Source organism: Streptomyces sp. NPDC090106, from assembly GCF_044747265.1.
In the GTDB taxonomy this organism is placed as follows: Bacteria; Actinomycetota; Actinomycetes; order Streptomycetales; family Streptomycetaceae; genus Streptomyces.
Window position 1 is genome coordinate 100,430 of record NZ_JBIVDS010000010.1, and the last position, 13,556, is coordinate 113,985.

Here is a 13,556-nt window from a genome sequence, read left to right on the forward strand (position 1 = left end):
CGACGGTCGATCAACTGTCTGTACGCGCGACGGGCTCACCGGCCACAACCAGCCGCCGCAGCCGCTCGACGACCTCCTCGCGGGCCGCCGCGGGCAGCCCCGCGTCCGTCACCAGCGTGTCCACCTGGTCCAGCGTGGCGAACGAACTCAGGCCCACCGTGCCCCACTTGGTGTGGTCGGCGACCACGACGACACGCCGCGCCGACTGGACCAGACGCCGGTTGGTCTCCGCCTCGGCGAGGTTCGGCGTGGACAGCCCGGCCTCCACCGATATGCCGTGCACCCCGAGGAACAGCACGTCGAAGTGGAGCGCCGCGATCGCCTGGTCGGCCACCGGCCCCACCAGCGAGTCCGACGGGGTGCGCACGCCGCCGGTCAGCACGACCGTGGCCGCGCCCTGCCGGGGGCCCGAGGTGCGCTGCGCGGCGTGGAAGACGTCCGCGACCCGCACCGAGTTCGTCACGACGGTCAGGTCCGGCACGTCCACCAGATGATGGGCCAGCGCGTACGTCGTCGTACCGCCCGACATCGCGATCGCCGACCCCGGCGCGACCAGCTCCGCCGCCGCCCGCGCGATGTCCTCCTTGGCCGTCAGCTCCAGACCCGACTTGGCCTCGAAACCCGGCTCGTGCGTGCTCGCCTCGACCACCGGGACCGCGCCGCCGTGCACCTTCTCCAGCACGCCCTGACGGGCCAGCGCGTCCAGATCGCGGCGCACCGTCATGTCCGACACGCCGAGCTTGCGGGTGAGTTCGTTGACCCGGACCCCGCCGCGGCGCCGTACCTCGTCCAGGATCAGGGCGCGCCGCTGCTCCGCGAGGAGGTTCTGATTCTCACTCACGTCCGCTCCGGTTCCTTTCGCCGCGATCCGTCCGACACGCCCCGCACACCAGCTCCGACAAGGACATTCTCCCCTGCTCAGGCGCGCGGACGCCCCATCCTCGCACGCCTGAGTAACCGGTGCGCCACCGACTGTCTCGACGCGCACATGTCACGCAGGCCCCACGGTTCCCCCGAACGTCACCCGGATCGGGGAGATTCGGTGACGAAGGGTGCGCAATGCCGCCCCGGCCGAGATCCTTGACCCGCATCGCCACAGGCCGACGGCGCGTCACGGGGGAAGTGCGCAACAGTGGAACGTACGAAGGAACGCGCCGCCAGGAGCGGTTCCGCACTGGAACTGCTGGTCCATGGAGTGGGCGGCACGACACCCGAGCAGATGCTCGACGATCCGCGCACGGTCCGGATCACCGGCGACGACACGGCGGCCGTGTTCCGGCGCGCCGAGGACGCCGAGGATCCCGAAGGCGCCGCCGGACCCGCGCGGGGCGGCCGGGAACCGGTCCGTGAGGCGTACGTCTGGTGCAACCTCACCTCGGGCAACGCCTCCCGCGCGCTGTGGCTGTTGCTGCTGCCGTTCATGGTGGTCAACCTCGCCCACTGGATGCGCCCCGCCGCCCGCGGCCACGCACGCGCGGTGCGGCTCTACGGGCTGCTGGTCCGGCTTGCCGCGCTGACCTTGACGGTGCTGCTCGTGGCCGCCGTCTGCGAGGTCGCCATCGACCTGACCGCCTGGCAGTGCGCGGGCACGCGCGCGTGCGCGGAGCGGCACACCTGGCTCGGCTTCCTCTCCCCGACCGTCGAGGGCGGCGGCTGGTGGAGCCGGCCCGGCCGCCGCCTCGCCCTCGCCGCCCTCCTCCCCGCCGCCCTCAGCTGCCTGCTCTGGTACCTGTCCCACCGCACCTGGAACGCCTACGAGTCCCAGCGGCCCATGACCCACCCCGCCGAGGCCGAGGAGGACACCGCCCGCACCGCGCTCGGCCGTCCCGGCTTCTGGTACGGCCGCCGCCTGGTCGCCCGGCTGCGGGCCGCCCACACCGCGGCGGCCCTCCTCACGGTCGCCGCGGCCGTCGCCGCCGCCACCGCCCGCCACGACCGCGCCCCCGGCGGCTCCGCCCTCCTCGACGTCCTCGGCCGGCTCCTCCTCACGGCGATCGCCGCCGGCGCGGCCGGCGCCGTCTGGGTCGTCTGCCGCCGGGGCCGCAGCGAGCGGCGCCTGGACCGCGCCGTGGACGAGCGGCTCGTACGGCGGCTGCCGCGCGCCGCGCTCGTCCTGCTCGCCCTCACCCTCGTGCACGCCGGGTGGGAGCGCCCCGGCTGGACGTCGTCCGGACGGCTGCCCGGGGACGCGACGTTCGGCGGCCTCGCCCTGGTCCAGGGGCTCATCGTGATCGTCATGGCCGGCGTCGCGCACGCCCTGCACCGCACGCACCCCGACCCGCGCGCCGCGATGCGGGGCCTCGGCGGGCCCGCCGTCGCGATGCTGGCCTGCGCGCTCGGCGGCGTGATGTCCGGCGGGGTGTCCCAGCGCGTGGCCGACTGGCTGGACGGCACCGGGGACTCGATCCCCGGCCCGCCCGTCCTGCTGACCTGGCAGGCGTCCGTGATTCCGCCGCTGATCGTCGTCCTAGCCGTGCTCTGCTGCTGGCTCGCCCGGCGCACCTGGCAGCTGCGCCGCACCGAGATCGCGCGCGTCGAGGCCGACTACCCCGGCGAGACCCGGGACCGTGCCCTCACCCGCCGGATCGCCACCGTCCGCACGCTGGCCACGCTCACCGACCGGGCACCGCTCCTCGTCGCCGTCGGCTCCGTCACGACCCTGCTCCTCGGCGCCGCCGCGCTGGTGGGCGCGCTCACGACCCGGCAGCCGCCCGCCGAGGCCGCGGCCCGGTCGTACGCCGTCGTCCACGGCGGCGCCCAGACCGCGCAGGCGCTCGGCTCCTGGCTGATCGGCTTCGGCTTCATACTGTTCGTCACCTGGGGCCGGCGCGCCTACAAGGACGCCTCCGCCCGCCGCACCATCGGCATCCTCTGGGACGTCGGCACGTTCTGGCCGCGCGCCGCCCACCCCTTCGCCCCGCCCTGCTACGCCGAGCGCGCCGTACCGGACCTGACCTGGCGGATCGCGACCTGGACGCGGGCCACCGGCGGACGCCTGGTGATCTCCGGGCACTCGCAGGGCAGCGTCCTCGCCGCCGCCGCGGCCTGGCAGCTGTCGGCCGCCGACCGCCGGCAGGTCGCCCTGCTGACGTACGGCTCACCCCTGGAGCGGCTCTACGGCCGCTGGTTCCCCGCCCACTTCGGACCCGCCGCGCTCAGCGCCCTGCACCACGACGTCGCCTGCTGGCGCAACCTCCACCGGCCCACGGACCCCATCGGCGGCCCCGTCCGGCTGCCCGGCGACTGCGGCCCCGAGGTCGACCACGAGCCCCTGCGGGACCCCCTCGCCTACGGCCGCACCGAGCGGCACCCCCTGCCCACACCGATCCTCGGCCACTCCGACTACCAGGCCGACCCGGCCTTCGCCACGGAACGAGCCGCCCTGCTGACCCGCCTCACCCCGGAGGCGGACCTCCCGACGCAGCGCTGACACCCGCCGAGTCCTACGGCAGTTCCGGCAGGTCCTCCGCGTACAGCAGGGTCAGGTCGTCCGTGGTGGGGTCCTGCACCTGGGCGACACGGCTCGCGTGGCGTTCCACCATGGCCTCGAAGGTCTGGCGGGCGGTGCGGCCGTTGCCGAAGGCGGGGCCCTTGGGGATCTCCGTGAGGTACTCGAGAAGAGCCTCGGAGGTGCCAGGCGCCAGCCGGTACTCGTGCTCCTCCGCCTGCTGCCCCACGATCCTCAGCAGCTCGTCGGGGGCGTAGTCGCCGAAGGTGATGGTCCGGGAGAAACGGGACGCCACACCGGGGTTGACGGACAGGAACCGCTCCATCTCGGCGGTGTAGCCCGCCACGATGACCACCACCGCGTCCCGGTGGTCCTCCATCAGCTTCACCAGCGTGTCGATGGCCTCCTTGCCGAAGTCCCGGCCCGAGTCCTCCGGCGACAGCGCGTACGCCTCGTCGATGAACAGCACGCCGCCGCGCGCCTTGTCGAAGGACTCCTGGGTGCGGATCGCGGTGGAGCCGATGTGCTCGCCGACCAGGTCGACCCGGGACACCTCGACGAGATGCCCCTTCTCCAGCACACCGAGGGAGGCGAGGATCTCGCCGTACAGCCGGGCGACGGTCGTCTTGCCGGTGCCGGGGGAGCCCGTGAAGACCAGGTGGCGCTTGACCGACGCGGCCTTCAGTCCGGCCTGCTGGCGGCGGCGGCCGACCTCGATCATGTCCGTGAGGGCCCGCACCTCCCGCTTGACGCTCTCCAGGCCCACCAGCGCGTCGAGTTCACCGAGCACCGCCTTCGACGTACGGGACTCCCGCTCCGGCTCCGGCGCGGCGGCCGGGGCCTGCGGCTCGGCGGCCCGCTGGCCGGGGATCGCGCCGAGCAGGCCCGGCGTCTGGCTCGCGGTCTGCACGACGGGCTCGGGAGGGGCGGCGGGGCCGATGCCCGCGCTCCCGTCGCTCGTGCAGTCCTCGACGACCGGACCCGTGCCGGAGCCGTTGTCGGGACCCGACTCGGCGAACTCGAACCCGCCGCGCGCGCACCGCTCCGTACGGCACTTGCGCAGCGTCGCCCGGCAGCCGTCGATCACATGGAAGCCGTAGCCGCCGCTGCCGGTGACCCGGCAGTTCAGGAAGCTGCCCCGGCCGCCCGCCGAGACGTAGAACCCGGCCTCGGCGGGGGACTCGACCGTGCACCGCTCGATGGTGGGGTCGGCGCCCTTGGTGACGATCACGCCGGTCTGCGTGCCGCTGACCGTGCAGTTGTTGAGGGTGCCGCCGCTGCCGTGGTCGCGGAACCAGGCGCCGGTCGCGGCCTCGCGGATCCGGCAGTCGTCGAGCTGCGCGGTCGCGCCGTCGCTCACCGACACCGCCGTGTTGCGCACCTGGGACAGATCGCTGTCGACGACGTCCGCGCGCGAACCGCGGTCCAGGACGAACAGCGCGTCCGGCACGTCGTGCACCCGGCAGGAGTCCAGGACGGCGGTCGCGCCGTCGCTGACCCACACCGCCGGATAGTCGCCGGTGCTGTCGAAGATCTCGCACTGGTTGGCGTCCACGCGGGTGCCCGGGTCCCACACCGACAGGCCGTTGCGGCCGAACTGGCGCACCGTCGTGCGCGTCAGCGTCAGCACCGAACGCGAGCGCAGGTCCACCGCGTTCTCGGGGATGTCGTGGATACGGCAGTCGGCGAGGGTCAGCACCGCGTCCGTGTCGAGGGTGACGCCGTCGCCCGAAGTCCGGTGCACCACACAGTCGGTGAGGTGCGCGGTGGCCCGCCCGGTGATCTGCACCCCGCTGCCGCGGACCTCGTAGATCTCGCAACCCACCGCTTCCAGACCGGAGTTCTCCCCGGTCGCCGCCACACCCACCCCCGAGGCGTGGTGCACCCGGCAGCGCTCCAGCCGCGGATGACCGCCGCCGCGGACCGACACACCGGCCTGCCCGGCCGCGACGACCTCGCACTCCTCGAACACCCCGCCCCCGCCGTCGAGTACGGAGATGCCGATCCCGGCCGGGTTGTCGACCGTGGAGCGCCGCACCGTCGGGCGGGCGCCGCCGCGCACCTCGATACCGGCCGCGGAGCGGGTGACGATCCTGAGGTCGGTGAGCTCCGGCACGCCCTCCTCGACCAGCAGCGCGGGCACGGACGCGTCCTGCCCCTCCACGTGCAGGTCCTGGACGACCGCCGAGGCCCGCACCGTCAGCGGCACCCCGTCCAGGGGCGCGATCCGCACGGAGCCCGGGGAGCCCTCGGGGCCGCGCAGGGTCACCGCCCGCTGCACGACGAGGTTCTCCCGGTAGGTGCCCGGGGCGATGGTCAGCACGTCGCCCTCGGCCGCTGCCTCCAGGGCCGCGGCGAGCGAAGCGTACTCACCCGTGCGGCGACGCCACCGCGATGTGCCGGTGTGCGTCACCTGGACCGTGCCCTGTGCCATGGTGCTGCTCTGCCCCCACCTCGTGTTACGCGGGTCGGATGCCGAGTGCCTCGGCCGCTCCACCGTAGCGTGCGCACGGGCGGTGGGTTGACCAGAGTCGGAAGGCCGTCAGCTCCCCGTCCCGGTCCGGCCCCAGTCCGGCCCCGCCTGTGACCAGGCCCGGTCCCAACGCGCGTACCTGCGACGGACCATACGCCACACGATCATGCGGCGGGCACCCTCGACCAGACCGATGCCGAGCAGGGCCGCGCCGACCCCGGCGAGCACCGCGTGCGTGGTCGCGGTCGCGGAGTCCAGCGGGCGGGCGACGATCCTGCCTTGAGCGTCCGTCCAGATCATGAACCGGTCGCCCTTGTGCGGGCTCCTGAGGTCCGCCAGCGCCGGTCCGTGCCGGTGCGTGCCGTCCGGGGCGGTCCAGTCGGCGACGACCCGGCTGCGCAGCTCCCGGCCGGTGGCGGCCTCCGCGTCGGTGTCCAGGGGGGAGCGCGCCAGCTTGCGGGCCACCGTCGCGGTCACCGCGTGGCGGGACGCGTGCTGCTCCCGGACGGCGCGCTGGAGGGAGTCCTGGGTGAGCCCGCCGACGAGCGCGCCGGCCACCGGTGCGAGCACCAGGACGAGCAGCACGGCCGTCAACGCCAGCCAGGCCTCGGCGAGATCGGTCGCCCGGCGCAGTGGATTGCGCCGCCAGCGCCACAGTCCGCTGATCGTTCGCACGGTGCCGCACCCCCTTCCCGCTCCGTGATAACCCCTCCAGGAGGCGTTCATTCACGAACCCGGTCGAAGAGAGAGCGAAATCACCGCGCCCGGGCCTCTCAGGAACTTCTCACGATTCCCAACGCGCGGGCACCCGGGCCGGGTTCCCGACGCCCGGATCTTGAGCGGGCCTCTACCGCTCCAGGACCGCGACGGGGTCACCGACACGGACCGTGCCGGGGGAGACGGGCACCAGGTTCCGGCCGAACACCAGTTGGGACCCGATGCGGCGGTGGCGGCCGAGCGTGTACAGCGGCTCACGGCCGCGCGCGGCGCTGCTCTGGTCGGTGGTGGTCACCACGCACCGCCCGCAGGGCTTGACGGCCCGGAACTCGACCTCGCCGATGGTCACCCGGGACCAGCCGTCCTCGGCCCAGGCGTCGGTGCCCGAGACGACCACGTTGGGCCGGAACCGGTTCATGGGCAGCGGGCCCTCGGCGGCGTGATCACCCAGGGCGATCAGGGAGTTGAGGGCGTCGAGCGAGGCGGTCGTGGTGATCAGCAGCGGATAGCCGTCCGCGAAGGAGACGGTCTCGCCCTCCCGCCCGTACTCGGGGTCGACGGGCCTGCGGACGGCCGGTGCGTCCATGTGCACGAGCCGGACGTCGACGCCGAGGAACGTGCTGCACCAGGCGTGCGCGGCCGGATCGTCGCTGGGAACCGCCTCGACCTTGTCCCGGAAGATCTGCATCGGCACGGTCCCGATGGCGCTCGGCACGGCCACCGTCAGCGGTGGTCTGCCGGGCGCGGACAGCCTGACGCCGCCCCCGGGCACGAGCTCGGCGGCGGCCGTCGCGAGACGCGGCTGCTGGCGTTGGGTGACGACCTTTCCCCCGTCGTCGATCAGTGCCCAGCGCCGGTCCCCGGCCAGCCCCCAGGGCTCCACGACGGCTTCCTGGGGCGCGAGCCCCCGGAACGCCTTGACCGGATGGACGTGGATCGAGTGCAGTCGCGCGTTCCCCATGAGGTCATCGTGCCAGGAAGGGCCGGTGACCCGGGGATCGGCTCAGTACCCGCGGTACTGCTGCTGGTTGCCGTACGGGTCCTGGTAGGGAGCCGGGTTCGGGCGGGGCGCCGCGGGGCGCATCGCCTCGTAGCCCATGCCCTGTGCCGCCGGACGCGGCTGCTGGGGCTGGGCCCCGGGGTAGCCGCGCGGCCCGGTCTGCTGCGGGATGTAGGCGGCGGGCGCCTGCTGCAGCGGTGCGGGCTGCTGCGCCTGCGGGTAGCCGTAGGAGGGCTGGGAGGGGCCCGCCGGGAGGGCGGGCAGCGCGGACGGCAGCGCCGGCAGGTTGCTGCCGGGCATGCTCGGCATGCCGGGCATGTCGTACGCGGCAGGGACCCGGATCGGGGCGATCTGCGGGGTGCCCCGCTCGGCCACGAGCGAGTCGTAGATCGGAGTGTCCGGGAAGGAGGCGGAGTAGTAGCCGCCGCCATAAGTGGAGCGGGGGGAGGTCATGGCCATAAGTTAAGCCCACGATGTGCTGGTTGGGGAGACCGATAAGAGGGTTGTTTTCCGTGTCGGCAGTGACGCCGGACCCCCAATGCGAGCGAACTCGGCAAAATGGACGGCGGGTCGTGCACTGATCCCGTAAAGACCGAGTTCCGGGCGGGTTACCGGGGGTTGACCGGTGATCTTCCTGTGCTCGGCGTGGGAGTTCCCTGTCGCGGGGAATAGGTTGGCCCTGTAGGTATCGAAGGACTGCCGGGACATGCCTGGCGCGGTGACACGTGATGGGGGCGGACATGTCAATGTCGAAGGGTTCCAATACTCCGGTGCCGTCGACGGCACTGCGGGTCGAATTGGGCTGGGGCGCGGGACAGGGGGTGCCGGACGCCGACGCGTCGGCGCTGCTGCTGGTGAGCGGAAAGGTCCGTTCGGACGCCGACTTCGTCTTCTACAACCAGCCCGCGCATTCCTCCGGTGCCGTCCGGCACGAGGGCAAGCGGCAGACCGGCGGTCAGGTGATCGACGCGCTGAACGTCGATCTCGCGCGCGTGGAGCCCGCGATCGAGACGATCGTCGTGGCCGCCTCCGCCGACGGCGGCACTTTCGGACAGGTTCCCGGCCTTTACATCGAGGTCAAGGATGCCGCCCAGGGCACCGTCGTCGCCCGGTTCGACAGTGTGGGCGCGAGCGTCGAAACCGCTTTCGTACTCGGTGAGTTCTACCGCCGTCAGGGCGCCTGGAAATTCCGCGCCGTCGGACAGGGCTACAGCAGCGGCCTGGAGGGCCTCGCCACGGACTACGGCATCACCGTGGACGAACCGCAGCAGGCGGCTCCGCCCGCGCCCCGTCCCGCGCCGGTCGCGCCCCCGGTGAACGTGCCGCCGCCCCCTCCGGTCGCGCCCCCGGCGCCGCCCGCGCCGCCGGTCCAGCCGGTCAGCCTCAGCAAGGTCACGCTCACCAAGTCGGCCCCGTCCGTCTCGCTGACGAAGCAGGGCGGCACCTCCGGCGCGATGCGCGTGAACCTCAACTGGGAGATCCGCAAGCAGTTCTCGGGGTGGGCCAGCAAACTGGGCCGCCCGGTGGCCATGCACAACGACCTCGACCTGGACCTGTGCGCCCTCTACGAGCTCTCCGACGGCAGCAAGGGAGTCGTCCAGGCCCTCGGCAACGCCTTCGGCTCCCTGCACCAGCCCCCGTTCATCCACCTCGACGGCGACGACCGCACCGGGGCCGTCGCCGCGGGCGAGAACCTCACCATCAACCTCGACCACCGGCAGTACTTCCGGCGCATCCTCGTCTTCGTCACCATCTACGAGGGCGCCCGCTCCTTCGCCGACCTGCACGCCACGGTGACCCTGCAACCGCAGTTCGGCGCCCCCATCGACTTCTCGCTCGACGAGTGCACCGTCCCCTCGACGGTCTGCGCGCTCGCCCTCATCACCAACACCGGCGACGACCTCGTCGTCCAGCGCGAGGCCCGCTACCTGGTGCCCGAGCGCGGGGTCAGCATGCAGCGGACCGTCGACTACGCCTACGGCTGGGGCATGAACTGGACCCCTGGCCGCAAGTAGGCGCCGAGGGAACTCCCGCCACGCCTTCAGCCCTGCCGTTCACCCTTCCTCGCCGATCGTGTCGGGACGCGCGTAGGTGCGGCCCTTCCAGGCCGCACCCCGCCCCCGGTAGTGCTGGACGGCCGAGTCGACCGTCATCAGGAGATAGAGGAACGCGGTGAACGGCAGCAGCGGCGCGAGCCACAGCGGCTGCCCGTAGTAACGGAGCATCGGGAGATACGTCCCCGTCATCACCAGCCACGCCGCCCCGCCCAGGAGCGCGGTCGCCGGATCCCCGGCGACGAGGCCCAGGAGCGACGCCGCGGGCGGCACCAGATACACCAGCACCAGCCCGGCCACCGTCCCGGCCAGCAGCAGCGGACTGTGCCGCAACTGGGCGTACGCGCTGCGCGACACCATCCGCCACAGATCACCCAGGCGCGGATACGGGCGCACGCTGTCCACCCCCTCGGCCAGCCCCAGCCAGACACGGCCCCCGCCGCCCTTGACCGCCCGCGCGAGCGCCACGTCGTCGATCACGGCGTGCCGGATCGCGTCCGGGATCCGGGCCCGCTCGGCGGTGTCGGCGCGCAGCAGCACACACCCGCCCGCCGCTGCCGCCGTCCGCGTCCCCTTCCCGCCGATCCGGCGGAACGGGTAGAGCTGCGCGAAGAAGTAGACGAAGGCCGGCACCACCAGCCGCTCCCACAGGCTCTCCACCCGCAGCCGGGCCATCTGCGACACCACGTCGAAGCCACCGGTGCGCGCCGCCGCGACCGACTGGCGCAGGCTGTCGGGAGCGTGCGCGATGTCCGCGTCCGTCAGGAGCAGATACTCCGGCTCACGCGCGCGTGCCAGCGCGATGCCGTGGCGCACCGCCCACAGCTTGCCCGTCCAGCCCGGCGGCGGCTCACCGGGGGAGGAGACCGTCAGCGGCAGCCCGCCCGCGCGCGCGAGCTCCCGGGCCAGCTCACCGGTGCCGTCCGTACTGCCGTCGTCGACGAGGAAGATCTCCGCGCGCCCCGGATAGTCCTGCGCGAGGAGCGAGGGCAGGCTCGCGGGCAGCACCTCCGCCTCGTCCCGCGCGGGGACGACGACACAGACCGCGGGCCAGTCGCCCGGTTCCGCACGGCGCGGGAGTCTGACGTCGGTCCGCCAGAAGAAGCCCTGGCAGAGCAACAGCCACAGCCAGGCGGCGAGGGAAGCGGCGGCGGTCCAGGCGAAGGCGCTCACCCGCGCAGTGTCCCCCACACCGGCGGCCGTCGACGGCTCATCGTCTATCGTGGCCGGGTGAAGATCGCGCTCATCGACTCCGGAATCGGCCTGCTCGCGGCCACCGCCGCGGTACGGCGCCTGCGCCCCGACGCCGATCTCGTGCTCTCCCTCGACCCCGACGGCATGCCCTACGGACCGCGCACGCCCGAGGACGTCACCCGGCGCTCGCTGGCCATCGCCGAGGCCGCCGCCGCGCACGACCCGGCCGCGCTGATCATCGGCTGCAACACCGCGACCGTGCACGCCCTGCCCGCCCTGCGCGCCCGCCTCGAACCCGGTCTGCCGGTCATCGGCACCGTCCCCGCGATCAAGCCCGCCGCGTCCGGCGGCGGCCCCTTCGCCATCTGGGCCACCCCCGCCACCACGGGCAGCCCCTACCAGCGCGGCCTCATCGAGGAGTTCGCCGCCGGGGTCCCCGTCACCGAGGTGCCCTGCCACGGGCTCGCCGAGGCCGTGGAGCACGCCGACGAGGCCGCGATCGACGCCGCCGTCGCCGCCGCCGCCGCGCTCACCCCCGACGACGTCACCACCGTCGTCCTGGGCTGCACCCACTACGAACTCGTCGCCGAACGCATCCGCGCCGCCGTCCAGCGCCCCGGCCGCCCGCCGCTCGCGCTGCACGGCTCCGCCGGAGCCGTCGCCGCGCAGGCGCTGCGCCGCATCGGCGAACAGCCCGCTCCGCAGGCCCCGGCCGCGGGCGGACTCACGGTCCTGCTGAGCGGACGCGAGGGCACCCTGCCCGCGACCGCCCTCGCCTACGAGGAGGGCCGGCTCCTCCCGGCCGCCACTCCCGCGCGCTGACCCCGCCCCGGGGACACCCGGCCGGTCCAGTCGCTCTTCGCCACCCGGTACCCCCGAGGCGAAACCTGAGTAATCTCATATGCATGAGGGAGCACTCCCACGGCGGGACGACGCCGCCTTCCGACGTCTGGACCGGGCGCGCCACCAACCGGGTCCAGTGGCTGCTGGCGCTCGTCGGCTTCGCCTGCCTGGCCCTCGGGATCGAACTGGCCGTGGACTCGGCGTGGACGTCCGGCATCGCGCCGCTCGCCATGGCCGTCGTCGGCTGCATCGCCGCCGGGCTGCTCGTGCTCTTCGGCACCCTCGCGTTCGTGCACGTCGCCCTGAAGGTCGACCGGGAGTCCCTGGAGGTGCGCTGCGGCCACATGGGCCTGCCGCGCCGCCGCATCCCGCTCTCCCAGGTGCTCGGCGCCGAGGTCGACCCGAACGTGACGCCGCGCCACTGGGGCGGCTGGGGCTACCGCTGGCGGCCCGAGAAGGGCACCGCCGTCGTCGTACGCCGTGGTGAGGGCGTACGGCTGAGCCTGTGGGACGGGCACACGTTCACGATCACCGTGGACGACGCCGAGGCGGCCGTCCGGATCATCCGGGACCGGCTGCGCACGGGCACGGGCACGCCGGGTTCGGCGCACTGAGCCATCCCTCCCGCGGCTGCTAGGCGGTGTCCGCCAGCGGGCGTGCCGTGGCCAGGCCGGCCAGCAGCCCGGCGCCCACCGACACCGTCGTGAAGCTGAGCGCGTTGCCCACCGCCGCGATCGCCGCCAGCGCGGTCAGGGCGGCGCCCGCGGTCAGCACGACCGGGGTCGGGCGCGGGGAGCGCCACAGGGTGTAGAGCAACCAGCCGAAGGCCGCCGCGAGCAGGACCAGTCCGACGATCCCCTGCTCGGCGGCCTGCTGGAGCGGCGCCGAGTGCGGCTTCCCGTCCGAGAGCAGGGTGCGGGCCGCCGTCGCGCTCGCCTCGCCGAACCGGCCGGGGCCCACGCCGAGCGCCGCGTCCTGGCGTGCGAGGGCCAGGGCGTCCTGCCACAGCTCGACGCGGTGCGGGGTCAGCTGGCCCGCGAGGGAGGCGGTGAGTCCCTCGGGGAGTGTGTCCGCGGCGACCGCCCAGGTGCCCGCGGTCACCGCCGTCGCCGCGAGGACCAGCCCGGCCAGCCCCGCTCCGCGACGGCGGCGCATACGGCCCGCGGCGAGCGAGCACAGCAGGACCCCGGCACAGGTGACGAACCCGGTCGTCGACCCCACGACGGCCGCGGTCGCGACGATCCCGGCCGCCAGCGCGCCCAGGACCACGCGCGGCGAGGGCGACCGCGCCGCCCAGGCGGCACAGCAGGCGGCGCCCGTGGCGAGGGTCAGCACGGCCGCCGTCGCACCGGCGTGACCGAGCGGCGTGATGATCTCGGGCCCGGAGGAGAGGTGCGGCACGGCCACCACCAGGGCGAGCCCCGTCAGCGCCGCCGCGCCGAGCGCCGCCACCGGCAGCAGGGCGCCGCAGATCCGGCCCGCCGCGTATCCGGCGGCCACCGCGAGGACCGCCAGCAGCACGCCCTCCGGCCGGCCGTCGTGCACGGCGGCCGTCACCAGCGACCAGGCCGCGCAGGCCCCGAGCACGGCCACCCCCACCGCGTCGGAGACGTTTCGTCTGCCGTCGCCGTCCTGCGCCGGACCGGCCGCAGACGTCATCCCCGTCGATCCCACCCGTCCCCCCGAACCGGTCCCCGACCTGTGCCGCACCCTCCGCCGCGACCGCCTGACCGGGCACGGCGCGAAGGCTCCGGCACACCGTAACGGCTGATGGGCGTTTTGTGGACGCGTCGCGCAGGACGGATGCGCCACAGGTGGGCGCCCGGG

At 74.0% G+C, this 13,556-nt stretch carries 11 protein-coding genes; 4 read left to right on the forward strand and 7 right to left on the reverse strand.

The window, feature by feature from the left end; all coding sequences use genetic code 11:
* Positions 1 to 10: 10 nt before the first annotated feature.
* The gene (locus ACIPSE_RS30190; RefSeq protein ID WP_401668534.1) at positions 11 to 841 is read right to left on the reverse strand and encodes a DeoR/GlpR family DNA-binding transcription regulator; all 831 of its coding nucleotides are present in this window, start codon (positions 839 to 841) and stop codon (positions 11 to 13) included.
* Between the two features lie 291 nt (positions 842 to 1,132).
* On the opposite strand from ACIPSE_RS30190, the gene ACIPSE_RS30195 reads away from it, so the two are divergent.
* Positions 1,133 to 3,430 (forward strand): hypothetical protein, encoded by a 2,298-nt coding sequence (locus tag ACIPSE_RS30195; protein WP_401668537.1) that lies wholly within the window; start codon positions 1,133 to 1,135, stop codon positions 3,428 to 3,430.
* 13 nt (positions 3,431 to 3,443) lie between these two features.
* Here the strand turns inward: ACIPSE_RS30195 and ACIPSE_RS30200 are convergent, their stop codons facing one another.
* The 4 genes from ACIPSE_RS30200 to ACIPSE_RS30215 all read right to left on the reverse strand — a co-directional run bounded on the left by ACIPSE_RS30200 (position 3,444) and on the right by ACIPSE_RS30215 (position 8,091).
* Positions 3,444 to 5,882 (reverse strand): right-handed parallel beta-helix repeat-containing protein, encoded by a 2,439-nt coding sequence (locus tag ACIPSE_RS30200; protein WP_401668539.1) that lies wholly within the window; start codon positions 5,880 to 5,882, stop codon positions 3,444 to 3,446.
* Positions 5,883 to 5,990: 108 nt separating this feature from the next.
* Positions 5,991 to 6,596, reverse strand: coding sequence for a hypothetical protein (locus ACIPSE_RS30205; protein ID WP_401668542.1), 606 nt, complete (start codon positions 6,594 to 6,596; stop codon positions 5,991 to 5,993).
* Between the two features lie 172 nt (positions 6,597 to 6,768).
* Positions 6,769 to 7,599, reverse strand: a complete 831-nt coding sequence (locus tag ACIPSE_RS30210) for an MOSC domain-containing protein (RefSeq protein WP_401668544.1) — start codon at positions 7,597 to 7,599, stop codon at positions 6,769 to 6,771.
* A gap of 42 nt (positions 7,600 to 7,641) precedes the next feature.
* Positions 7,642 to 8,091, reverse strand: coding sequence for a DUF6643 family protein (locus tag ACIPSE_RS30215; protein WP_401668546.1), 450 nt, complete (start codon positions 8,089 to 8,091; stop codon positions 7,642 to 7,644).
* A 293-nt stretch (positions 8,092 to 8,384) separates the two neighbouring features.
* Here ACIPSE_RS30215 and ACIPSE_RS30220 point away from each other — a divergent pair, with 293 nt between their 5' ends.
* Positions 8,385 to 9,653, forward strand: coding sequence for a TerD family protein (locus tag ACIPSE_RS30220; RefSeq protein WP_401669258.1), 1,269 nt, complete (start codon positions 8,385 to 8,387; stop codon positions 9,651 to 9,653).
* A 39-nt stretch (positions 9,654 to 9,692) separates the two neighbouring features.
* On the opposite strand, the gene ACIPSE_RS30225 is transcribed toward ACIPSE_RS30220, so the two are convergent.
* The gene (locus ACIPSE_RS30225; RefSeq protein ID WP_401668549.1) at positions 9,693 to 10,883 is read right to left on the reverse strand and encodes a glycosyltransferase; all 1,191 of its coding nucleotides are present in this window, start codon (positions 10,881 to 10,883) and stop codon (positions 9,693 to 9,695) included.
* A gap of 39 nt (positions 10,884 to 10,922) precedes the next feature.
* Between ACIPSE_RS30225 and ACIPSE_RS30230 the strand changes: the two genes are divergently transcribed.
* Together ACIPSE_RS30230 and ACIPSE_RS30235 are read left to right on the forward strand one after the other, a co-directional pair.
* Positions 10,923 to 11,708, forward strand: coding sequence for a glutamate racemase (locus ACIPSE_RS30230; protein WP_401668551.1), 786 nt, complete (start codon positions 10,923 to 10,925; stop codon positions 11,706 to 11,708).
* 83 nt (positions 11,709 to 11,791) lie between these two features.
* Positions 11,792 to 12,343: a hypothetical protein gene (locus ACIPSE_RS30235; RefSeq protein WP_401668554.1), complete on the forward strand. Its 552-nt coding sequence runs from the start codon at positions 11,792 to 11,794 to the stop codon at positions 12,341 to 12,343.
* A gap of 19 nt (positions 12,344 to 12,362) precedes the next feature.
* Here the strand turns inward: ACIPSE_RS30235 and ACIPSE_RS30240 are convergent, their stop codons facing one another.
* Complete coding sequence (locus tag ACIPSE_RS30240; protein WP_401668557.1) at positions 12,363 to 13,388, reverse strand: O-antigen ligase family protein; 1,026 nt, start codon at positions 13,386 to 13,388, stop codon at positions 12,363 to 12,365.
* Positions 13,389 to 13,556: the final 168 nt, after the last annotated feature.